At 72.1% G+C, this 21,286-nt stretch carries 18 protein-coding genes; 4 read left to right on the top strand and 14 right to left on the bottom strand.

What is annotated here, in order from left to right:
- Positions 1-524 precede the first annotated feature (524 nt).
- On the bottom strand, positions 525-1,445 hold the full coding sequence (locus MUY22_RS36800; RefSeq protein WP_247051785.1) for an SAM-dependent methyltransferase: 921 nt from the start codon (positions 1,443-1,445) through the stop codon (positions 525-527).
- A 137-nt stretch (positions 1,446-1,582) separates the two neighbouring features.
- Here MUY22_RS36800 and MUY22_RS36795 point away from each other — a divergent pair, with 137 nt between their 5' ends.
- The 3 genes from MUY22_RS36795 to MUY22_RS36785 are packed head-to-tail and all read left to right on the top strand — an operon-like array spanning position 1,583 to position 3,671.
- Entirely contained in the window at positions 1,583-2,080 is a 498-nt protein-coding gene (locus tag MUY22_RS36795; protein WP_247051784.1) for a pyridoxamine 5'-phosphate oxidase family protein, read from the top strand.
- 32 nt (positions 2,081-2,112) lie between these two features.
- A complete protein-coding gene (locus MUY22_RS36790; RefSeq protein ID WP_247051783.1) occupies positions 2,113-2,520 on the top strand; it encodes a YciI family protein in 408 nt (135 codons plus the stop codon).
- 5 nt (positions 2,521-2,525) lie between these two features.
- Complete coding sequence (locus MUY22_RS36785; protein WP_247064292.1) at positions 2,526-3,671, top strand: RNA polymerase sigma factor; 1,146 nt, start codon at positions 2,526-2,528, stop codon at positions 3,669-3,671.
- On the opposite strand, the gene MUY22_RS36780 is transcribed toward MUY22_RS36785, so the two are convergent.
- Genes MUY22_RS36780 through MUY22_RS36755 form a run of 6 tightly spaced genes read right to left on the bottom strand, consistent with a single transcriptional unit; the run spans position 3,660 to position 9,239 of the window.
- Positions 3,660-4,292: a 3,4-dihydroxy-2-butanone-4-phosphate synthase gene (locus MUY22_RS36780; RefSeq protein WP_247051782.1), complete on the bottom strand. Its 633-nt coding sequence runs from the start codon at positions 4,290-4,292 to the stop codon at positions 3,660-3,662. The genes MUY22_RS36785 and MUY22_RS36780 overlap by 12 nt on opposite strands.
- Before the next feature lie 17 nt (positions 4,293-4,309).
- Positions 4,310-6,082: a gamma-glutamyltransferase family protein gene (locus MUY22_RS36775; RefSeq protein ID WP_247051781.1), complete on the bottom strand. Its 1,773-nt coding sequence runs from the start codon at positions 6,080-6,082 to the stop codon at positions 4,310-4,312.
- Position 6,083: 1 nt separating this feature from the next.
- Positions 6,084-6,944, bottom strand: coding sequence for a PhzF family phenazine biosynthesis protein (locus tag MUY22_RS36770; protein ID WP_247051780.1), 861 nt, complete (start codon positions 6,942-6,944; stop codon positions 6,084-6,086).
- A gap of 10 nt (positions 6,945-6,954) precedes the next feature.
- Positions 6,955-7,818, bottom strand: coding sequence for an LLM class flavin-dependent oxidoreductase (locus tag MUY22_RS36765; RefSeq protein WP_247051779.1), 864 nt, complete (start codon positions 7,816-7,818; stop codon positions 6,955-6,957).
- 3 nt (positions 7,819-7,821) lie between these two features.
- Positions 7,822-8,736: a hypothetical protein gene (locus MUY22_RS36760; RefSeq protein WP_247051778.1), complete on the bottom strand. Its 915-nt coding sequence runs from the start codon at positions 8,734-8,736 to the stop codon at positions 7,822-7,824.
- Positions 8,733-9,239 carry a VOC family protein gene (locus MUY22_RS36755; protein ID WP_247051777.1) on the bottom strand — a complete coding sequence of 169 codons (507 nt, stop codon included), beginning with the start codon at positions 9,237-9,239 and terminating at the stop codon, positions 8,733-8,735. The genes MUY22_RS36760 and MUY22_RS36755 overlap by 4 nt, the downstream gene beginning before the upstream one ends.
- Positions 9,240-9,444: 205 nt before the next feature.
- On the opposite strand from MUY22_RS36755, the gene MUY22_RS36750 reads away from it, so the two are divergent.
- The gene (locus tag MUY22_RS36750; protein ID WP_247051776.1) at positions 9,445-10,107 is read left to right on the top strand and encodes an O-methyltransferase; all 663 of its coding nucleotides are present in this window, start codon (positions 9,445-9,447) and stop codon (positions 10,105-10,107) included.
- Between the two features lie 76 nt (positions 10,108-10,183).
- On the opposite strand, the gene MUY22_RS36745 is transcribed toward MUY22_RS36750, so the two are convergent.
- The 7 genes from MUY22_RS36745 to MUY22_RS36715 are packed head-to-tail and all read right to left on the bottom strand — an operon-like array spanning position 10,184 to position 21,247.
- Entirely contained in the window at positions 10,184-11,716 is a 1,533-nt protein-coding gene (locus MUY22_RS36745) for a 4-hydroxyphenylacetate 3-hydroxylase family protein (protein WP_371827526.1), read from the bottom strand.
- On the bottom strand, positions 11,698-12,249 hold the full coding sequence (locus MUY22_RS36740; protein WP_247051774.1) for a flavin reductase family protein: 552 nt from the start codon (positions 12,247-12,249) through the stop codon (positions 11,698-11,700). Before MUY22_RS36740 ends, MUY22_RS36745 begins: the two co-directional genes overlap by 19 nt.
- Positions 12,246-14,108: an anthranilate synthase family protein gene (locus tag MUY22_RS36735; protein WP_247051773.1), complete on the bottom strand. Its 1,863-nt coding sequence runs from the start codon at positions 14,106-14,108 to the stop codon at positions 12,246-12,248. Before MUY22_RS36735 ends, MUY22_RS36740 begins: the two co-directional genes overlap by 4 nt.
- On the bottom strand, positions 14,105-14,749 hold the full coding sequence (locus MUY22_RS36730) for an isochorismatase family protein (protein WP_247051772.1): 645 nt from the start codon (positions 14,747-14,749) through the stop codon (positions 14,105-14,107). The genes MUY22_RS36735 and MUY22_RS36730 overlap by 4 nt, the downstream gene beginning before the upstream one ends.
- 10 nt (positions 14,750-14,759) lie before the next feature.
- A complete protein-coding gene (locus MUY22_RS36725) occupies positions 14,760-15,527 on the bottom strand; it encodes a 2,3-dihydro-2,3-dihydroxybenzoate dehydrogenase (RefSeq protein ID WP_247051771.1) in 768 nt (255 codons plus the stop codon).
- On the bottom strand, positions 15,524-16,774 hold the full coding sequence (locus MUY22_RS36720) for a 3-deoxy-7-phosphoheptulonate synthase (protein WP_247051770.1): 1,251 nt from the start codon (positions 16,772-16,774) through the stop codon (positions 15,524-15,526). The genes MUY22_RS36725 and MUY22_RS36720 overlap by 4 nt, the downstream gene beginning before the upstream one ends.
- A 51-nt stretch (positions 16,775-16,825) precedes the next feature.
- Positions 16,826-21,247, bottom strand: coding sequence for a non-ribosomal peptide synthetase (locus MUY22_RS36715; protein WP_247051769.1), 4,422 nt, complete (start codon positions 21,245-21,247; stop codon positions 16,826-16,828).
- Positions 21,248-21,286 lie beyond the last annotated feature (39 nt).

Genomic DNA, 21,286 nt, shown 5'->3' with positions numbered 1-21,286 from the left:
CTCAGATGAGCCTGGAGAAGCCTTGAGGCTTGAAGGGACGCAAAGAGGCGCTCAAAAACTAGGACCCCCTCTCCGGGGCCCGCACACGCCGCCGGACGGCGCCGCGGCCAACGCGCGCCGCTCAACGACGGCGGCCGCGATCTGCCCATCCCCCGCGCGCTGACCGGATCTGACAGTGGCGCGATCTGACTCCACCCCCGCGCGCAGACCGGTGCCGGTGTGGCGCGTGTGACTTCTGGTGCGGCGGGGTGCCGGACCTACGTGATGCGGACCAGCGGTGTTCCGGTAGGTGGCCGAACGTCGGTCCGTTGGAAGCCGACTATCGCGACGGTGCGGAACTGCCGCGTGTCGAACGCCAGCCACACGATCCCGGCTGAACACTGACGAGAAGCCGCAGCAGACCCGGCAGTACGCCAGCCTCAGCAACCACAGACCACAGCCGGCACCGGAACCGGTGGGTCACCGAAAGCAGGTCCGCTCCCAGCCCGGCTGACCACTCACGACCCTCGACAAGGCCGTGGGTGCTAGTTCGGCGTCTCGTTCAACGTGCCGCTGATGTAGCGCACGTTCCCCAGCCGCAGGCCGTCCTCCCTCAAGGGTGGGAGGTTGGCGGCGGCCAGCAGGTCCCCGACCGTTCTTCCGGTCAACGCCCAACCTAGGCCCGCCAGGTAGGGCGCCGCCTCGTTGCGTTCGCCGAAGTAGCGCAGCTTGGCCATTCCCGGGTCGAAACCGCTCTCGCGCCAGCGCTCGGAGACGCGGTTCAGGCTTTCCTTCGTCCGGTCCTCTTCACCCGGCTTCGGGTTGGGACGGCTTTCGGTGGCCAAGCGGCTGCCCGGCGCGCTGAGTTCGGTGATCGTGTCCAGCAGGCTGTCCTGGGCCTCCGGTGGCAGGTAGCCGAGCAGGCCTTCGGCGCTCCACGCGGTCGGCCGCGTCGGGTCGAAACCGGCGTCGCGCAGGGCGGCCGGCCAGTCGTCGCGCAGGTCGGCCGCGGCTACTCGCCTCTCGGCGGTGGGCTCGGCGCCCAGGTCGGCCAGTGCGCGGGTCTTGAACTCGACGACCTGTGGCTGGTCCAGCTCGTACACCACCGTCCCGGCCGGCCACGGCAGGCGGTACGCGCGGGAGTCCAGCCCCGAAGCCAGGATCACGGCCTGTGTGATGCCCGCGTTCGCCGCGTCGAGGAAGAAGTCGTCGTAGAACTTGCCGCGGACCTTGGCCACGTCGATCGCCACGTGCTCGACCAGGTCGCCCGGCGGCAGCTCACCGGACGCCAGCCGGGTGAGGAGGTCGACGCCGACCGCCCGGACGAGTGGTTCGGCGAACGGGTCGGCGAAGAGCGAGCTGTCCTCGCGGGTCGCGATCGCCCGGGCCGCCGCGGCGGCGGTCGCCGTGGTGCCGACGCTGGACGCCAGGTCCCAGGTGTCGCCGTCCTGCCTGGTGGAAGTCATGTTCTGCCCCCGTCTTCGGTTGGAATCGCCGCACTCTAGAACGGGCCGCGAAAAATTTCGGGACCCGTCCCCCGCGGTGATGTCGAGAATGCGGGACCGGCTCCGTCCCAGGGGCGACAGCGACCACTGGAGGAACCGTGCACCAGACCGAGATCACCGAGATCCTGAACCGCCCGTACAGCCAGGAGCTGCTGGCCCGCGACCTGACCCGGCTGGCCTACGTCGCCATGGACGGCACCCCGCGCACCATCCCGATCGGGTTCACCTGGACCGGCTCGCAGATCGTCCTCTGCACCCCGAAGAACGCCCCCAAGCTGCACGCTCTGCGCGCCAACCCGGCGGTCGCCCTGACGATCGACACCGAGGTGCACCCGCCCAAGATCCTGCTCATTCGCGGCCAGGCCGCACTGGACGTCGTCGACGGCATCCCGGAGGAGTACCTGCAGATGAACGGCACCTACGAGATGACGCCCGAGCAGCGCGTCGAGTGGGAGGCGGAGGTGCGTGACCTCTACGACGGTATGGTCCGGATCGTCGTGACCCCGACCTGGGCGAAGCTCATCGACTTCGAGCAGACCCTGCCCAGCGCCGTCGAGGAGCTGATGCACGAACGTGCCGCGCGGCAGAGCGCCTGAGTCCCGAAGACCACCTCGCGAAGGAGATCACCATGACCAAGTACCTGCTGCTCAAGCACTACCGGGGCGCCCCGGCCGCGGTCAACGACGTCCCGATGGACCAGTGGACGCCGGCGGAGCTCACGGCCCACGTCCAGTACATGCAGGACTTCGCCGACCGGCTCGAGAGCACCGGCGAGTTCGTCGAACACCGGCCGCTCTCCCCCGACGGCACGTTCGTCCGGTCCGACGGCGAGGGACGGCCGCCAGTCACCGACGGGCCGTTCGCGGAGACCAAGGACCTCATCGCCGGCTGGACGATCATCGACGTCGACAGCTACGAGCGCGCGCTCGAGCTCGCCGGCGAACTGTCCGCCGCACCGGGTGCCGGCGGGACGCCGATCCAGGAGTGGCTCGAGGTGCGCCCGTTCCTGACCGCGCCCCCGACGATCACGGAGTGACGTCCGTGGACGAAGCCCTGCTGCGGACCCTCACCCCCACCGTGCTCGGCATCCTCGTCCGGCGCGGCGCCGACTTCGCGGCGGCCGAAGACGCCGTGCAGGACGCCCTGATCGAGGCGCTGCGCACGTGGCCGGCCGAGGTGCCGCGCGACCCGCAGGGCTGGCTGATCACCGTGGCGTGGCGCAAGTTCCTCGACGCCACCCGCGCCGAGACGTCCCGGCGGCAGCGCGAGGACCGCGTCGACGACGAGCCCGCGCCCGAGCCGGGCGCGGCCGTGGACGACACGCTCCAGCTGTACTTCCTGTGCGCGCACCCGTCGCTGACCCCGGCGTCGGCCGTCGCGCTCACGCTGCGCGCGGTCGGCGGCCTGACCACGCGGCAGATCGCGCAGGCCTACCTGGTGCCGGAAGCGACCATGGCCCAGCGGATCAGCCGGGCCAAGAAGACCGTCTCGGGCGTCCGGCTCACGCGGACCGGCGACCTCACCACGGTGCTGCGCGTGCTCTACCTCGTCTTCAACGAGGGCTACGGCGGCAGTGTTGATTTGGCCGCCGAGGCGATCCGGCTCACCCGCCAGCTGGCGGTCGGGACCCACGACGAAGAGGTCGCGGGCCTGCTCGCCCTCATGCTGCTGCACCACGCCCGGCGGCCCGCGCGGACCGGGCCCGACGGCAGTCTCGTGCCGCTGGCCGAGCAGGACCGGAGCCGCTGGAACACCCGCCTGATCACCGAGGGCGTCGACATCCTCCAGACGGCGCTGACCGGCGACCGGCTGGGCGAGTTCCAGGCCCAGGCGGCCATCGCCGCGCTGCACGCCGACGCGCAGACGGCCGAGGAGACCGACTGGGTGCAGATCGTCGAGTGGTACGACGAGCTGGTGCGGCTCACCGGCAGCCCGGTGGCCCGGCTCAACCGGGCCGTCGCCGTCGGCGAGGCCGACGGCGCCCCCGCCGGCCTGGCCGCGTTGGCGGACCTCGATCCCGCGCTGCCGCGCTACACGGCCGTCTCGGCGTACCTCCACGAGCGCGACGGCGACGCGGCGGGCGCGGCCCGGCTCTACGCCGAGGCCGCGCGGGCGGCGGCCAGCGTGCCGGAGCGCGACCACCTCACTCGCCAGGCCGCCCGGCTCAATGCCCGGCTACGCGGCTGACGTCAGCCGGGTCCGGAACCCGCGCAGCATCGCCAAGCTCACCGCCGGCAACGCGCAGTCGCCGCGCAGCCGGTCCAGCTCGCCCGGCTTGGCGAGCCGCGTCGGGTCGAGGGGGCTGACGATGTGCGTGTACACCGCCGCCGGGCCGCAGTGGGCCAGTTCCGCCAGGTCGGCCGCCGCTTCGGGGAAGCCGGCGCGGCCGACGACGCCGTCCGGGTGGGTCGCGCGGGTCATCACGTGTCCCGGCCGCTGGAAGTCCGCCGGGGCCGCCGACGGGTCGGCCAGCCGCGAGAGGGTCGTCGCGCGGTCGGTCGCCGAGATGCCCGTGGTGATGCCGTCCGCGGCGTCGACCGTGACGCAGTAGTCCGACGGCTGCTCGAACGCGCCCCACATCCTCGGCAGGCCCAGGTCGTCGCAGCGGCTCCGCGGCAGGGCCGCGATCAGCAGACCCGAGCCGTGCCGGACCAAGAACGCCACCGCCGGCGACGAAACCTCGGCCAGTGGCAGCACGAACACGGCCTCGCGTCCGTTGTGGACGACCGCGGGCCGGCCCCGGCCCAGCTCGTCGGTGACTTCGGCCAGCGCACGCCGGCTCGGGGACAGTTCCAGTACGGACTTCACCACGACACCTTCCGGTCTCAGCGGGCGACGGCGTAGGCCTGCTGACCGCGCGGGCTCGCCGCGGCCAGGACGAGGTCGCCGTCGAACCCCGTCGCGCAGACCTTGCCCAGGGACTTGTCCGGGGCGAGGGCGACGTCGTGGCCGCGCGCCCGCAGTTCCGCGACCACCTCCGGCGGGCAGCTGTTCTCGACGACCAGGCGGTTCGGCCGGGCCGAGCGCGGCGCGAACGACGAGGGCACCTGGTCGGTGTGGAACGCCCGCTGCTCCACGGCCGTCTGCGGACGCAGGCCGCCGTCGACGTGGCTGATGAAGAAGTTGAGCGTCCACTGGTCCTGCTGGTCGCCGCCCGGGGTGCCGAACGCCAGGTGCGGACGGCCGTCCTTGGTGACCAGCGTCGGGCTCAGCGTGGTCCGCGGGCGCTTGCCGGGCGCGACCGTGTTCGGATGCCCCTCTTGCAGCAACGCCATCTGCCCGCGGGTGCCCAGCGGGAAGCCGAGGCCGGGGATGACGGGCGAACTCTTCAGCCAGCCGCCGCTCGGGGTGGCGACGACCATGTTGCCGTCGCGGTCCGACGCGCTGATGCAGCACGTGTCGCCCTTGGCCGCGGTCAGCTTGACCACCGCCGGGATCCCGTCGGCCAGCTGGGCGCGCCAGTCGGCGTCCGGCTCGCCCGGCAGCGGCGGTTCCGGGAACCACCCTTCCAAGCCCGGACGCAATTCGCCGCACGCCCGCTTGCCGATCAACTCACGGCGCGCGGCGGCGTATGCCGGATCCAGGAGTTCCTTGAGCGGGACGTCGGTGTGGGCGGGGTCGCCGTAGAAGGCCTCGCGGTCGGCGAAGGCGAGCTTCGCGCTCTCGACGACCGTGTGGAGGTGGTCGGCGCCGCCGTGGTCCATCGCGGCCAGGTCGAAGCCTTCGAGCAGGCCCAGCTGCTGGAGGAACACCGGGCCCTGCGACCACGGACCGGCCTTGTGCACGGTGTGGCCGCGGTAGTCGGCGCTGACCGTCTGCTCGATGGTGGGTCGCCACGCGGCCAGGTCGTCGCCGGTGAGCAGGCCGCTGTTGCGGCGGCCGGTGGAGTCGAGCGGCTCGGCCGTGGCGAGGAAGTCCGCGATCGTCTCGGCGACGAACCCTTCGTAGAACACGGTGATCGCGGCGTCGATCCGGTTCTCGCGCCCGCCCTTGGCGGCGTCGGCCTCGGCGACGATCCGCCGGTAGGTCGCCGCCAGTGGCTTGTTGCAGATCCGCGCGCCGGGCTTCGGCGACCGGCCACCGGGCAGGTACACCTCGCCGGAGCCGGTCCACTCCTCGCGGAACAGCGGCGCGAGGACGTCGATCATGTCCGCCGCCTTCGGCAGCAGCGGATATCCGTCTTCGGCGTAGGCGATCGCCGGGGCAAGCACGGTGGCAAGATCCAGACGCCCGCGGTCGCGCAGCAGCCGCAGCCACGCGCCGAACGCGCCGGGCACGACCGCCGGGAGCAGGCCGGAGCCGGGGATGGCGTCGACACCGCGGTCGCGGAACGCCTGGGGCGTCGCGGCTTCCGGCATCGGGCCCTGCCCGCAGATCACCTCGACCTCGCCGGTCGCGCCGTCGTGGACCAGGATCGGGACGTCGCCACCCGGGCCGTTGAGGTGGGGTTCGACGACTTGGATGACGAACGCCGTGGCGACGGCGGCGTCGAAGGCGTTGCCGCCGAGGTCGAACATCGCCGTCCCGGCGGCGGAGCCGAGCCAGTGCGTGGACGAGACGGCACCTCGGGTGCCGAGCAGTTCGGGTCGGTCGAGCACGTCAGCTTCCCTTCTCGCGGTCCGGATCGGCCAGCTCGCCGGCCCCCGCCGGCAGCACGGCGCCCGACACCGAGGCCGAGACCGGCCGGCCGTCGGTGACCTGGACCGAGCCGTACAAAGTGGACGGACGGCCCTGTTCGTGGCCCTGGCGCAGCGTGAAATCGCCTCCTGGGAGCCAGCCCGCCTCGACGAGCCAGACACCCAGGCCGAGCGCGGCCGAGGAGCAGGCCGGGTCCTCGGGCATTCCGTAGCCCGGCGCGAACAGCCGCCCGTGCGCGGTGCGGGTCGCCGGGTCCCAGCTGAACACCAGGACGTCGGCGAGGCCGGCGGCCGCCATCCGCGCGAAGTCGGGTTTCGCGGCCGCGACGACGTCGGCGCGCACCGGCAGGAAGTGGAACGCCGGGCCGAACCCGCAGGCAGCGGGAAGGGCGCCGCCGGCCGCGGAGGCGGGCAGGCCGACGGCGCCGAGCAGGACCCTGGCGTCGAGCTTTTCGCTGGCCAGGGGGTTGTTCGCGGTGATCTTGCCCGCGTCGGCGGAGACGTCGAGGGGCAGCAGCTTCGGGCCGCACTCCTGCACGACCCGCCCGGCGGGCACCAGGCCCAGCCGCGCGAGCGTCACCGCCGTGCCGACGCTGGAATGCCCGCCGAACGGCGACTCCGCCTCGGGCGTGAAGACGCGGACGCGGTAGTCCGCGCCGGTCCCGGTCGGGGGCAGCACGAACGCCGTCTCGGTGTGGTTGATCTCGCGGGCCAGCGCCTGCATCCCCGCGGTGTCGAGGTCACCGGCCCGCGGGACGACGCCGAGCGCGCTGCCGGCGTAGACGTGGTCGGCGAACATGTTGACGATCTCGTACGCGGGCATGCTGCTCCTTTCAGGCCAGGTCCAGCTCGTCGAGGACCCGCTCGTCCCCTTGGTAGGGCTCGGACGGCCGGGGCCAGTGCACGACCAGGTCGGTGAAGCCGAGGTCGGCGAAGGTGCCCGAGGCGTCCCGGAAGGACTGCGCCGAATCCAGCACGCCGCCGACGGTCGCCCCTGTCACCAGCAGCTTCCCCGCCGACGCCGGGTCGCGGCCCGCCGCGGCACAGGCGTCTTCGAACGCCCGGAGCTGGTCCTTCAGCTCCGGCACGACCAGGTCCCAGCGCCGCGCGTCGAACCGGCCCGGCGCGCCCGCGGTGATCCACGTTCCGGCGTGCCGCGCGGCCAGGCCCATCGCCTTCGGGCCGGTCGCGGCGACCGCGAACGGCAGCCGCGGGCGCTGCACACAGCCCGGGACCATCCGGGCGCCTTCGCAGCGGTAGTACTGGCCCTCGTACGACGTCACCGGCTGGCGCAGCAGCAGGTCCGTCAGCTCGAGGAACTCCGCGAACCGCCCGGCGCGGCTGCCTTCTTGTCCGGCGCCGAAGACGCTCTCGTCGTAGCCACCGGCCCCGGAGCCGACGCCGCAGATCAGCCGCCCGCCGGAGATGTCGTCGAGCGTCATCAGCTCCTTGGCGAAGGGCACCGGGTGGCGGAACGTCGGGGTCGCGACGAGCGAGCCGAGCCGCATCTTCGACGTCACCCCGGCCGCGGCGGTGAGCGTCGGCAGGCAGCCGAACCAGGTCTCGTCGCGCAGCCAGCGCCACATCAGGTGGTCGTAGGTCCAGGCGTGGTCGAACCCGAGCTCTTCGGCGCGGCGCCAGCGGTCCCGCGCGGCGGACCAGCGCTGCTCGGGCAGCAACACGATGCCGTGGCGCACGGCTCAGTCCGCCGGGGAGCCGGCCGCGCACGCCGCGACGTCGGCGAGGAGGCCGACGAACCCGGCCTCGCAGGAGCGGACCTCGGGACTGGTCAGCTCGGCGGGCGGGTCCTCGGCGTCGGACACCGAGTCGACGCCGTTCTGCGTGACGTCCAGCGCCACGGCGTTGAGCCGTCGCAGCAGCTGCGCCACGACGTCCGGCAGGGACGTCGGCGCCCGCAGCGTCATGAAGTAGTTGTCGTAGACGACGCTCAGCACGTCCGGGTGCGGCGCCTCGGCCGCGCCCGCCGCGTCCTGCAGCAGCGACCGGCCGCTCGGCACCAGCTTGGCGGCGATCCCGCCGTGGACCCGCTGGTAGAAGCCGACTTCGTCGCGCAGGGCCTGGACGCCGGGCGAGTCGTCATCGGGCAGGCCCTTGCCGCGGTAGAGGTCGCGGACGGGGCCGAAGTCCGGCGCCCACGTGCCGCTGAACCCGCGGTGCTGCAGGAACATGCTCGGCCGGATGACCTCGTGGTAGACGTCGATCGGCGTCGAGCTGGTGTAGAGCAGCATCGCGCTGAACCCGCGGGTGAACAGCGCCGCCGAGGCCAGGGCGGCCTCGCGGTCACGCTCGCCGCGTTCGGCCATGGCCAGCTCGCGGGCGACGAGCTGCCACAGCACGAACGTCACCTGGTGGCCGGTGATCCAGCGGAACCAGTACAGCCGGTCGGACGACTCGACGGGCTCGACCGGGCCCGGCACGCCGCTGCGCGAGATGTGCTCCAGGTGGGTGCACAGCCCGGCGAAGCGGGAGCAGGGGCCGTCGCCGCCGGGCTCGGTACCGGCGTCGGGGATGGTCAGCGGTTCGAGGCCGTAGGGGAAGTCGCCGAAGTCCCACCCCTCGCGCACGGGGACCCCGGTCAGCACGGGAACGGTCATGACGCGGCCTCCGGAATCCAGGTGAACTCGTATTCGAGGCCGTTCACGTCGAATGCGTAGAAACTCTGCACGCCGTCGTCGTCGGTGACGATCTCCGTCGCCGGTTCGGCACGCGTGAAATGGAATCGGCCGGATTCGTACAACCGGGTCCAGTGCCGCTGCCACGCGGACATTTCCGCCGGCGAGCCGACCTCCATGCAGACGTGCTGGAATTGCGCGTTGCCGGGCTCGGGCGGTTCATTGCCTTCGCCCGCGCGTTCGAAGAGGTGGAACCGGGTACCGCCGGCCCGCAGCTCGACGAGCTTGACGATGCCCGGCAGCCGGCTGGTGGTCAGTTCGGAGAACTCGTCGAGGTTCCAGTTCTCCTTGCAGCCGAAGAACTCCTGGTACCAGGAGACGCAGTTGTCGAGATCGGCGGTCTGGATCCCCAGGTGGTGGAACGCGGCCGCGCGGAGCGGGGCAAGGGGGGGCGACTCGAGGGTCGCCACGGCGTTCTCGGACATGTCGCCATCCTTTCTTCCGGCGCCGGGAAAGCATTCCCAGACGGCGCCTCGGAGAGTGGCCTTGATCGATCATCGGGGGCGGCGGCGAAACAACCGCCCGATCTCCTTCGACACTACAGTGGTTGCCTCCAGGAAATCAACCTGACGAGAAAAATAATCCATTATCCCTATAGCCGCGCGCCTTCCTCAAGTAACATCGGGAGACATGAGCGAAGACCAGTGGACGAAAATCGACACCTACACCTCGAACCTGATGGTGGAGCACGACGCCGCCCTGGACCTCGCGGCCAAGGCCAGTGCCGAGGCCGGGCTGCCGGAGATCGCGGTGGCACCCAACCAGGGCAAGTTCCTCCACCTGCTCGCCCGCACCCACGGCGCGCGCCGGATCCTCGAGATCGGCGCGTTCGGCGGCTACAGCGCGATCTGGCTGGCCCGCGCGCTGCCGGCGGGCGGCACGCTGACCACGCTGGAGGCCGAACCGTCCTTCGCCGAGGTCGCGCGGCGCAACATCGACAACGCCGGCCTGTCCGACGTCGTGGACCTGCGCGTCGGCAAGGCGCTCGAGACCCTGCCGGAGCTGGCGGGCGGCGAGCCATTCGACCTCGTGTTCATCGACGCCGACAAGGCGAACATCCCGGAGTACTTCGGCTGGGCCCTGAAGCTGACCCGCCCGGGCAGCGTCATCGTCGTGGACAACGTGGTGCTCGACGGGCTCGTCATCGAGGCCGACAGCCCCAACCCGGCGGTGCAGGGCGTGCGCCGGTTCAACCAGCTGGTGGCCGACGAACCGCGCGTCACCGCGACGACCGTGCAGACCGTCGGCAGCCGCGGCCACGACGGGTTCTGCCTGATGCTCGTCGAAAGCTGAGAGACCAGCTGAGAAACCCACGACCGGAGGGCCTTCCCGCACCGCGGGGAGGCCCTCCGTCACGTCGTGGCTCACGTCAGAGCCGATCGGGGTTGATCAGGTCCGGCGCGGTCCAGCCGTCGAGGTCGTACTCGGCCAGGCACTGCTCGGCGAAGCCCTTGTAGCCGTCGACCTGCCCGGACGCCTGCTGCGCGGTGAGCATCTCGATCCGGACGTTCTCGTGGTTGCCCGAGAAGTTCCGCTCGTAGAGCTCGTTGCGCCCGGCGAACTCCGTGCCGACGGAGTCCCAGATCAGCTTCATCAGCTTGACCCGCTCCACGGCGTCGTAGCCCGACGAGCCCCGGACGTACTTGTCCAGGTAGGGCCGCAGCTCCGGGTTCTGGAAGTCGCTGGCGTGCGAGTTCAGGTAGATCAGCGCGCTGCCCAGGTCCTGGTGGATGATCTCCCGCACGCGCGGGTAGCCGATCGTCATGAACCAGCGGTAGGCCATGCCGTAGTCGAGCTTCGGCAGCACCGCGCCGTCCTTCCACGGGTCCGGGTTGAGCGCCATCGCGTCGCTCAGGCCCCAGAACATGTTCCGCCACGCGATGACCTCGCCGATGCGGGTCTGGATGCCGCGGAAGTCCTTGGTGCCGGTGACGTCGACGCCCTTGAGCAGCAGCCCGGCCAGGAAGTCCAGCTTCACGGCCAGCCGCGTCACGCCGTGGAACGTCGAGCGGTTCAGGAACCCCGACGCCGACAGGAAGGTCGCCGCCTTGGCCTGGTCGCCGTAGACGAAGACGTTCTCCCAGGGGATCTTCACCTTGTCGAGCACGAAGATCGTGTCGTTCTCGTCGAGCCGGCTCGACAGCGGGTAGTCGAACGGGCTGCCCGTCGTGTCCGCCTGCAGCGCGTAGGACGGCCGGCAGATGAGCTTCAGGCCCGGCGAGTCCATCGGCAGCGTGGCGACCAGCGCGAACTCGCGCTTCTTCACCGGCAGCCCGTAGTGAGCGATGAAGTTGCCGTGCGTCAGCGCCGAGCCGGTCGCGACGACCTTGGCGCCGCTGACGACCAGGCCGTCGTCCCGCTCCTCCTCGACGTGCACGAACACGTCCCCGACGTCGTCGGCCGCCTTGTGCCGGTCGACGGGCGGGTTGATGATCGCGTGGTTCCAGAAGAGGACCTTCTCCTGCGCCTCGGCGTACCAGCGGCGCGCGTTGCCCTCGAACTCGCCGTAGTAGCCCGGGTCGACGCCCAGGGTGGCGAGGAAGCTCGCCTTGTAGTCCGGGCTGCGGCCGAGCCAGCCGTAGCTCATCTTGGCCCACTCGGCGATCGCGTCCCGGTCGCCGATCAGGTCCTGTGCGGACCTCGGCGCCCGGAAGAACCGGTGCGTGAACCCGCCGCTGCCGGTGTCGGTCGGCGTGGTCAGCACGTCCTGCTTCTCCGGGTCGTGCAGCGCGTCGTACAGCCGCGCGGTCATCCGGGCGGTGTTGCGGAACGCCGGGTGCTTGGTCACGTCGTCGACGCGCTCGCCGTAGGCCCAGATCTCGCGGCCGTCGCGGATGCTCTCCAGGTACTCGTCCCCGGTCAACGGCCGGGTCGTCGTCTCGCTCACTTGCCTGCCTCCCATCGTTGAGGTGTCGGGTCGTCCAGCGACCACGACCAGTGCGGTGCTTCGGGGTCTTCGGCCAGCCGCGGGAACTCGCCGCCGAAGAACAGCAGCGGCCGCCCGCCGGCCAGGTCGAGGCCGGTCACCTCACCGACGTGCAGCACGTGGTCGCCGCCGTCGTAGGCGCGCCACGGGGTGCACTCGACGTGCCCGACCGTGCCGCCCAGCCGCGGCACCGGCGAGTCGAGGTCGACCCACGGCACGTCGTCGTCGGCCAGCGGCTTGCCGGCGAAGTGCATCGCGACGTCCTGCTGGTCCTCGGCGAGGATGTTGACCACGAACGGTCCGTCGCCGAGGTGCTGCACCGAACGGCTGCGCCGGTCCAGGGAGACCAGCACGAGCGGCGGGTCCAGCGACACCGACGTGAACGCGTTGACGGTCGCACCGCGCACCATCGGGCCGCGCCGGTAGGTGACGACGGTGACGCCGGTGGTGAAGTGGCCGAGAAAGGCCCTCAGCCGGGCGCGGTCGAACGCCGGGGCGGTCGCTGTCATGAGCTGCCTCCTTCGGTCGCGTGGTCGACGACGTCGCGCAGGATCGCTGGGCCGTCCTCGGTGAGGAACGACTCGGCGTGGAACTGGATGGTCGCCAGCCGCGGCCCGCGCAGGCCGATGACCTGGTCGTCGAGCCCGCGGACGACGTCGGCGGGCGCCCGGCCGGGTACCGCGACGCGGTCGTCGGCCGTACGCGCGGCGAAGCTGTTGTAGAACCCGACCGCGCGGCGGGTGCCGTCGATCGTCACGTGCGCCTGGCGGCCCTGGTTGGGCCGCGCGAGCCGCTGGACGGGCAGCCCGAGCTCGGCGCAGAGCACCTGGTGGCCCAGGCAGACGCCGACGAGCGGACGGCCTTCGCGCAGCAGGTCCGCGGCCAGCGCGCGCAGCCGGCCGACCTTCGCGCCGCCGACGTCGTTGGGGTCGCCCGGGCCGGGGCCGAGCAACACGAGGTCGTTCTCCGGCAGCTCGCCGGCGTCCCACGGCACGGTCGTCACGTCGCAGTTCACCGACTTGAGCTGGTAGGCCAGCATCGAGGTGAACGCGTCCTCGGCGTCGACGACGGTGATCCGCACCCGGGACCCGGTGCCGGGCCGGGCGCCGTCGAGCCAGAACCGGGACTTCCCGTCGTTGCGCGCCTTCAACGCCGAACGCACCTCGTCGGACGACGTCGACGGCGGTGGCGAGGCCGTGGCGGCGCGGGTTTCGCCGGAGAGTGACTTCAAGACGGCCGACACCTTCGCCGTCGTCTCCGCCGCTTCCGACAGCGGCGCCGACTCGCGCACGATCGTCGACCCGGCGGCCAGCCGGACGTCGCCGCCCGGCGAGATGTCCGCGGTGCGGATGAGGATCGCCGAGTCCAGGGAGCGGCGGCCGTCGTCGTCGCTGCCGACGAGCCCGATGACGCCGCTGTAGTAGCCGCGGCCCTTCGGTTCGTACCGGCGGATCACCCGGCAGGCGTTGACCAGCGGGCTGCCGGTGACGGTCGGCGCGAGCAGCGTGTGCCGCAGCACCTCCGTCAGCGGCCGGCCGGTCTCGCCCTCCAGGGAGTACTCGGTGTGCGCCAGCCGCGACATGCGCCGCAGCCGCGGCCCGGACACCCGGATGCCGCGGTCGCACAGCTCGGCCATCATCTTCAGTTCCTCGTCGACGACCATGCAGAGCTCGTCGGCCTCCTTCTCGTCGTGGAGGAACTCGAGCAGGCCGTCGGCGTCGGCGCCGCCCTCGGGGTAGCGGTAGGTGCCGCTGATCGGGTTCATCGTCACCGTGCGGTCGAACAGCCGGACGTGCTGCTCGGGCGTGCTGCCGAGCAGGTAGCGCTCGCCGGTGAAGACCAGGAACGTCCAGTACGCGCCGGCTTCCGCGCCCAGCAGGCGCTTGAAGACCGCCCGCGCGACGTCGTCGTCGAAGCCGGGGAACCGGCCGCGCAGGCTGCGGGAGAGCACGAAGTTCGCGCCCTCGCCGGCCCCGATCTCGTCGTCGAGGATCCGCTCGACCGTGCGGGCGTACTCGTCGTCGCCGAGGTCGAACGCGCGGTCTTCCAGCGGCGGGACGCCGTCGGGCAGCGCCGCGAGGGTCTCGGCGACGGTGAGCGTGGTCTGGGACTCGATGTCCATCACCTGCAGCGGGACCTGGTCGTCCGGGCAGTCGTACCCGCGCTCGGCGAGCTGCCGGTACGGCAGCAGGACCAGCTTCGTGTGCCGGCCCCGGCCTTCCCACGAGCCGTCGTCCAGGGTCAGGTCGGCCAGCCGCTCGGCGGTGCGGACCGGGCCGGAGACGATCTCGACCTGGTCGCCGCGGCCGCTGCCGGGCCGGTGCAGGATCGCGTACGGCGAGCCCGCGCGGATGGGCAGGGGACTCACGTGACCACCGCCCCTTCCAGCTCGCCGACCAGCGCCGCCGTGGTGGTCGCGACGGCGCAGTTGCGGGCCGCGTAGTCCACCGCGAGCCGGTGCTCGTCCGGGCCGAAGTCGGCGACCGCGTCGGCCACGAAGAACGTCTCGATGTCGTGCGTGAACGCCTCGACGGCGGTGACCAGGCAGCCGACGTGCGCGTAGATCCCGCAGACGATCAGCTGGTCGCGCCCGGCCGCGCGCAGCCGGTCGAGCAGGTCGGTGCGGTGGAATGCGCTGTAGCGCCACTTCGTCAGCACGACGTCGGCCGGTGTCGGCGTGAGTTCGTCGATCACCTGCCGGTCGGCCGGGGTGGCTTTCATGCCCGGACCCCAGATGTCCTGCAGCAGCCCGCGGTCCTCGGGTGTCATCGAGCCGGGCTGGGCGGTGTAGAACACCGGGATGCCCAGCCGGTCGGCCGTTTCCCGCGCCTGGACGACGTTGCGGACGAGCGTGCGCCGCAGTTCGCCGTCCTCGGGGTAGAAGCCGAGGAAGTAGCGCTGCATGTCGTGGATCAGCAGGGCCGCGCGGCCCGGGTGGGGCCGCCAGGTCGCGGTGCTGGCCGGGACGGTGGTGGGCAGGTCGTACGGTTCGATCGTGATGCCGGTCATCAGGCCTCCTTCAGACGGCGCCGAGGGCCGCGCCGCCGTCGACGAGCAGGGTGGCGAGGGTGACGTGCCGGGCCTCGTCCGACAGCAGGAACGCGACGCTGCGGGCGACGTCCTCGGCTGCGCCGATCCGGCCCAGCGGGATGCCGAGCCGGAACTGGCCCGGGTCGCCGTCGACCGTGGCCTGCCGCCCGGTGTCGTCCGTCCACATGGAACGCAGCATCGGCGTGTCGGTCGAGCCGGGCGCGACGACGTTGCAGCGGATGCCGAGCGGCGCGAGGTCCACGCCGAGGCTGTGGGTCAGGCTGGTCGCGGCGGACTTCGACGCGGCGTAGGCGGCCATGTGGCTGCGGGGCACCCCCGCGGCATTGGACGCCACCGTGACGATCGAGCCGCTCTTGCGCGCGGCCATCCGGCGCGACACCGCCCGGCAGACGTGGAACACGCCGGTCGCGTTGACCGCGAACGTCTCGTTCCAGTCCGCGTCGGACAGCTCGGCCACCCGGCCCATCCGCAGTACCCCGGCGACGTTCGCCAGGCCACTGATCGGCCCGAAGCCGGTCTCGACGCGCTCGACGGCCGCGTCGACCTCCGCGCTGGAGGTGACGTCGACGACGTGCGTCTCGACGCTGCGGCCGTCGTCCAGCAACGGCTTCGCGACCTGGGCGAGGGCGTCCTCGTCGCGGTCGAACAAGGCGAGGGTGTGGCCGCGTTCGGCCAGGAGGGTCGCGGTGGCGGCGCCGATGCCGCTGCCCGCGCCGGTTACCAGGGTCACGGTCATGACGCCAGCTCCGTCCTGAGTTCGTGGGCGGCCTCGGGCTGCCAGTGCGCGGTCAGCGCGACGGCCTGGGTGAGGTTGAGCCGCGGGTCGCACAGCGTCGTGTAGCCGGGCCCGCGGGCGGCGGTGATGCCGGCGCCGTGGCATTCGGAGATCTCGCTCGGCGAGGCCTCCATGTGCAGCCCGGCGCACGCGCCGCCCTCCCCCGTGACGATCCGGACGAACTGGCGCAGCTCGTTCATGATGTCCTCGAGCCAGCGGACCTTGAGCCCGTCGTCGGCGACGACGGTGTTGCCGTGCATCGGGTCGCACAGCCACAGCACCGGGTGCCCGGCGTCGCGCACCGCCCGCACCAGCGGAGCGAGTTCCCCGATGCGGGCCGCGCCGAACCGCGGGATCAGCGTGAGCCGGCCGGGCGTGCGGAACGGGTCGATCTGCCCGCAGAGCTTCAGCACGTCCTCGATCGGCGCCTTCGCGCTCACCTTCGCCGCCACCGGGTTGACCACAGTGGACAGCAGGTGCACGTGGGCGCCGTCCGAGCGCCGGGTGCGTTCGCCGATCCACGGCCAGTGCGTCGAGGCGAGGTAGCTGCGGCCGCCGGGCATCCGGCGCACCAGCGGGACCTCGTAGTCCAGCAGCAGGGCTTCGTGGCTGGTCCAGATCCGGCCGGCCGGGTCGGCGCCGGTCCCCCGGCCGAGGCGGCCGATCGACGCGCGGACGCCGAGCGCGGCGTCGTGCGCGTCCAGGATCCGGGTGGGGTCGGGCCGCCGGGCTTCGGCGGTCGGTTCGGGGCTGTTGACGATCGGCCCGCGGTAGACGGGCAGCTCGTGGCCGTCGACGTTCTCGACGTTCTGCGAGCGGGGCTTGGCGTACTGGCCGGCGATCCGGCCGACCTCGAGGACCGGGCGGCCGGAGCCGACCCGCATCACCTCGGCGAGCGTGTCGAGCATGCCGATCTTGCGGGCCACGGCCCGGACGCCGGTGTCGGCCGGGTCTTCGGCGCAGTCGCCCGCTTGAAGCACGCAGAACTCGCCTTCGGCGGCGCGGGCCAGCAGGGACCGCAGCTGCAGCACCTCGGCGGCGCCGACGACGTCTTCACGCTCGGACAGCGTGTCGCGGACGCCGGCGAGCTCGGCCGGGTCGGGCCAGTCGGGTTGCTGGGCGGCGGGGTAGTCGGACAGGGTCTCGTCGCACTGATCGGCGGCGCGGTGCAGGACCGGCCGGGCTCGTGCGGGCAGCGTCTTCCTCATCACGCATTCCTTGCTTGAGCCGGATATCGGGAGCACGGGGACGAATCGGCGTCAGCCGGTGAATTCGCCCGTTTCACGGAAATAGCCGATCATTTTCGTGAACACGGCCGGGGTGATCTCCGGCCAGCACAGGCCCAGCCGGGCGAGCTCGCGCCCGGTGCGCTCGTTGCCGTAGACGTTGTCGCCGATGTCGAGGGCCCCTTCCTGGTAGAGCGGGGCCATCGCGGACAACGGGTTGTCCCGGTCGGCCAGCGCCGCGCGCCACTCCCCGACCGGGATTTCGCGCAGCGGGTAGCCCAGCTCGCGAATGGCTTCGTAAACGACGTCGAAGGTCTTGATGCCGGGGTTGAACAGGTGCCAGGTGCCGTTCTCCGCCGGGCGGGCCTTCGCCAGCCGGACCAGCGCGCGGCCGACGAAGTCGACCGGCAGCAGGTCGGTGTCGTGCTCCTCGGGCGGCGGGACGACGCCGAGGGCGAGGAAGCTCTTGACCTGCCGCCAGAGGAAGTCCTCGGACTGCAGCGCCCCCGTTTCGCTGTCGCCGGCGATCCGGCCGATGCGGTAGATCGTCACCGGCACCCCGCGGTCGCGGGCCAGCCGCGCGACCTCCTCGGCGACCCACTTGCTCTGGGTGTAGCCGATCGTGAGGTCGTGCGCGTCGTCCGGGACGTCGTCTTCGGTGATCGCCTCGGGCCGCGGCTTCGGCGAGAACACCGCCACCGTGGAGGTGTAGTGCACCGGCTTGACCGGCCCCGACGCGGCGAACTCGACGATCCGGGCGAGGCCGTCCACATTGGCCTGTTTGACCGAGGCGTACGGCGCGACGAAGTTGATGTGCGCCGCCGTGTGGTGGATCGTGCCGACGCGGTGGGCGAGGTCGTCGTAGTCCGCTTCGGACAGTCCCAGCCGGTCGGCTGCGAGGTCGCCGGGGACCGCGGAGACGCGGTCGCGGTCGAGGGACTTCCCGATGCCGTAGCGGTCGGCCGTCGCGGCGATCCGGTCCCACGCCGCGTCGGCGTCGGTGGCCCGGACCAGGCAGTGGACCCGGCCGGTGGTCTCGGTCAGCAGCTCGCGCAGCAGGTGGATGCCGAGGAACCCGGTCGCGCCGGTGAGCAGGACGTCCTCGGCGGTGGCGCGCGGTCCGCCGTCGGCGACCCGGACGTGGTCCGGCAGCCGGACGTCGGCCCGCAGGTCGACGCGATCGCCGGTGTCCTCGCCGGAGCGCAGCGCGTCGATGCGCGCGGCCATCCCGCCGACGGTCGGGTTGTCGAACAGCACCCGCAACGGCACGTCGACGTCGAACCGCTTGCGCAGCCGGTACATCAGCTCGGTGGCGAGGATCGAGTGCCCGCCGGCGGCGAAGAAGTCCTCGTCGAGGCCGACCCCGCCGGTGCCCAGCAGGTCGGTCCACGCTTCGGCGATCGCCTGCTCGGTCGGCGTCTCAGGCTCTCGCGACGCGGTCGTCGTGCCCGGGTCGAACAGGTCCGGCAGGGCCTTGCGGTCGATTTTGCCGCTGGGCGCGATCGGCAGCGCGGCGAGCCGCACGAAGTGGGACGGCACCAGGTAGTCCGGCAGCGTCCCGGCGAGCGCGGCCCGCACCCGCACCGGGTCGGGTTCCCGTTCGGTGACGAGGTAGCCGACCAGGCGGCGGTCGCCGGCGCCGAACGTCACCGGGGCCACCGCGGACGCGCTGACCTCGGGCAGCTCGTTCAGCGCCGCTTCGACCTCGGCCGGTTCGACGCGGTAGCCGCGGATCTTGATCTGGGTGTCGGCGCGCCCGAGGTAGTCGAACTCGCCACGGCGGTCGTAGCGGACCAGGTCGCCGGTGCGGTAGAGGCGCCCGAACGGCGTCTCCACGAACCGTTCGCGGGTCTGCTCGGGCAGCCCGTGGTAGCCCGGCGAGACCAGGTCGCCGCCGAGGTACAGCTCCCCCGGCACCCCGGGTGGGACGAGCCGGCCGCCGTCGTCGAGGGCCAGCATCGACAGGCCCCCGATCGGGCCGCCGATGGACGGCGCTTCGGGCCAGCCGGCCGGGTCGCCGCGCAGCTCGTGCGCGGACGCCAGGTGCGTCTCGGACGGGCCGTACATGTTCAGGAACCGGATTTCCGGCCGGCGGGCGAAGAACGCGCGGATCTGCGGGGTGATCACCAGCTGCTCGCCGACGGAGGCGACCTCCACCAGGTCCGGGAACGGCTTGTCCTCGGCGACCGCGGCCAGCTGCTGCACCGCGACGTACGGGAGGTAGGTCCGGGAGATCCGGTGGTCACGCAGGAAGCCGCTGAGCCGGTGCAGGTCCTTCTGCAGGTCTTCGTCGATCAGCACGAGCGTGCCGCCAGCGCAGAGCGTCCCCAGGATCTCCATCACCGAGACGTCGAACGACAACGTCATGTACTGCAACGTCCGCCCGGTCGCGCCGATCGGTGACGTCCGGCGTTGGTACTCGACGAGGTTGGTCACCGTCGCTTCGGTGAGCACGACGCCCTTGGGACGCCCGGTGGATCCCGACGTGTAGATGACGTAGATCTCGTCGTCGCCGGTCTTCAGCCGGCCCAGATCGGTCTCGTCGGTGGCTTCCGCGTCCGCCGACTCCAGCACCAGCGCGACGCCGGAGTCCTCGAGCATGTACTCGATCCGCTCGGCCGGGTACGAGGGGTCGACCGGCACGTACGCCGCGCCCGCCTTCAGGACGCCCAGCAGCGCGACGACCATGTCCGGCGACCGCGGCACGTGGATGCCGACGCGGTCACCGCGTCCGACACCCTTCGCCCGCAGGTCACGGGCCAGCCGGTTGGCGCGGCCGTTGAGCTCCCGGTAGGTCAGGACGCGGTCGCCGTGCTCCAGCGCGGGCGCGTCCGGGGTGACCGCGGCCTGCGTCTCGAACAGCTCCGCGACCGGACGGCGGGTGGTGTCCTCCACCGGCGGCGCGCACCACGCGAGCACCTCCTGCTCCTGGGTGTCCGACAGCAGCCCCAGTTCACCGACGGTGCCGCCCGGGTGCGCGACGAGCGCTTCGAGCAGCCGGACGTACCGGTCGCCGAACTCCTCGACTGTCTCGCGGTCGAACAACGCCGTGTCGTACTCGAACACCCCGCGCAGCGCGGTGCCGTCCTGCTCGACGATCAGCGAGAGGTCGTACTTCGAGCTGCGGCTGACGTAGAGGTCGAGGTCGGCGTCCAGGCCGAGCCGGTCGAGGGCCGCCCAGTCGGAGTCCGGCAGCACGAACATGGTCTGGAAGACCGGCGCGTGGCTCGGGCTGCGGGGCGGGTTGACGCGCTCGATGACCTTCTCGAACGGCGCGTCCTTGTGCCGCAGGGCTTCGGTGATCTCGGTGCCGGCCTGCGCGTACAGCTCCCGCAGCGGCAGCTCGGCGCGGACGCCGTGGCGGAAGACGACCATGTTGACGAAGTAGCCGAGCATCCCGGCCGTCTCGGGCAGGTCCCGCAGCGAAACCGGGCTGCCGATCAGGACGTCGTCCTGGCGGGTGTGCCGGTGCAGGAACGCCGCGTACGCGGCTTCCAGCAGCATGAACAGCGTGACGCCTTCGTCGGCGGCCAGGGCGCGGACCTGCTCGGTCAGCGCCGGCGGCAGGTCGAACCGGACGATGTCGCCGCGGTGCGACTGCTCCAGCGGCCGCGGCCGGTCCGTCGGCAGGTCCAGCAGCGGCAGCGGCCCGGCGAGCCGCTCTTCCCAGTACCCCAGCAGGTCGTCGAGCTTGTCGTCGCGGACGGTCTCCCGCTGGCGGCGGGCGAAGTCGCGGTACTGCGGCCGAGCCGGGCCCTCGTCGAACGGGTCCCCGGCGAGCGCGGCGTGGTAGCGGGTGAACCACTCGGTGAGGAACACCCCGGCCGAGGCCGCGTCGAAGACGATGTGGTGGATGCTGCAGACGACGTGCGCCGGCCCGTCCGGCTCGGCCGCGCAGACCACCTTGACCAGCGGGCCGGTGCCCAGGTCGAACTCGGTGTCGACGACTTCGGCGACCACGTCGTCCAGCGGCCGCTCGGCACTCAGTTCGACGGTCGAGAAGTCGGCGGCCGGGTCGGGGTTGACCTGCTGGAAGACCTCGCCGCCGTCGGCGGTGAACGTCGTGCGCAGGATCTCGTGGCGGGCCAGCACGGCCCGCAGGCTCTCGTGCAGCACGCCGGTGTCCAGCGGGGTCTTGACGGTGAACACGAACGGCGCGTTGTAGGCCGCCGGCCGCGGCGAGTACTGGTCGATGAACCAGATGCCGCGCTGGCCGTAGGAGGCGGGGGCCGAGCCGCTGTCGTGGCTCGCGGTGAGGCCGGGCGGGCCGCCGCGCAGGTCGTCGATGTGCCGGGCCAGGTCCGCGGGGTCCTCGTGGCGCCGGACGTCCTCGGCCCCCAGCGTGATCCCCAGCAGCGCACCGAGCAGCCCGGCGAGCTGCTCGTGGCCGGCCGCACCGTCGACGGTGACGCCGGAACGGGCCCGGCGGATCACCGACTCGAGTGGGTTCTCCATGGTGTCAGTACCTCTCCGATCATCGCGGCCCCCCGTGCG

It is taken from the genome of Amycolatopsis sp. WQ 127309, from assembly GCF_023023025.1.
Taxonomy (GTDB): domain Bacteria; phylum Actinomycetota; class Actinomycetes; order Mycobacteriales; family Pseudonocardiaceae; genus Amycolatopsis.
This window is presented reverse-complemented; position numbering and strand designations above follow the sequence as displayed.

Bases quoted from the DNA above. Each gene is read 5' to 3' on its own strand.
- MUY22_RS36800 (WP_247051785.1), bottom strand. From the start codon at position 1,445: ATGACTTCCACCAGGCAGGACGGCGACACCTGGGACCTGGCGTCCAGC.
- MUY22_RS36790 (WP_247051783.1), top strand. From the start codon at position 2,113: ATGACCAAGTACCTGCTGCTCAAGCACTACCGGGGCGCCCCGGCCGCG.
- MUY22_RS36725 (WP_247051771.1), bottom strand. From the start codon at position 15,527: ATGACCGTGACCCTGGTAACCGGCGCGGGCAGCGGCATCGGCGCCGCC.
- MUY22_RS36720 (WP_247051770.1), bottom strand. From the start codon at position 16,774: ATGAGGAAGACGCTGCCCGCACGAGCCCGGCCGGTCCTGCACCGCGCC.
- MUY22_RS36750 (WP_247051776.1), top strand. From the start codon at position 9,445: ATGAGCGAAGACCAGTGGACGAAAATCGACACCTACACCTCGAACCTG.
- MUY22_RS36715 (WP_247051769.1), bottom strand. From the start codon at position 21,247: ATGGAGAACCCACTCGAGTCGGTGATCCGCCGGGCCCGTTCCGGCGTC.
- MUY22_RS36740 (WP_247051774.1), bottom strand. From the start codon at position 12,249: ATGACAGCGACCGCCCCGGCGTTCGACCGCGCCCGGCTGAGGGCCTTT.
- MUY22_RS36745 (WP_371827526.1), bottom strand. From the start codon at position 11,716: ATGGGAGGCAGGCAAGTGAGCGAGACGACGACCCGGCCGTTGACCGGG.
- MUY22_RS36755 (WP_247051777.1), bottom strand. From the start codon at position 9,239: ATGTCCGAGAACGCCGTGGCGACCCTCGAGTCGCCCCCCCTTGCCCCG.
- MUY22_RS36730 (WP_247051772.1), bottom strand. From the start codon at position 14,749: ATGACCGGCATCACGATCGAACCGTACGACCTGCCCACCACCGTCCCG.
- MUY22_RS36770 (WP_247051780.1), bottom strand. From the start codon at position 6,944: ATGCCCGCGTACGAGATCGTCAACATGTTCGCCGACCACGTCTACGCC.
- MUY22_RS36760 (WP_247051778.1), bottom strand. From the start codon at position 8,736: ATGACCGTTCCCGTGCTGACCGGGGTCCCCGTGCGCGAGGGGTGGGAC.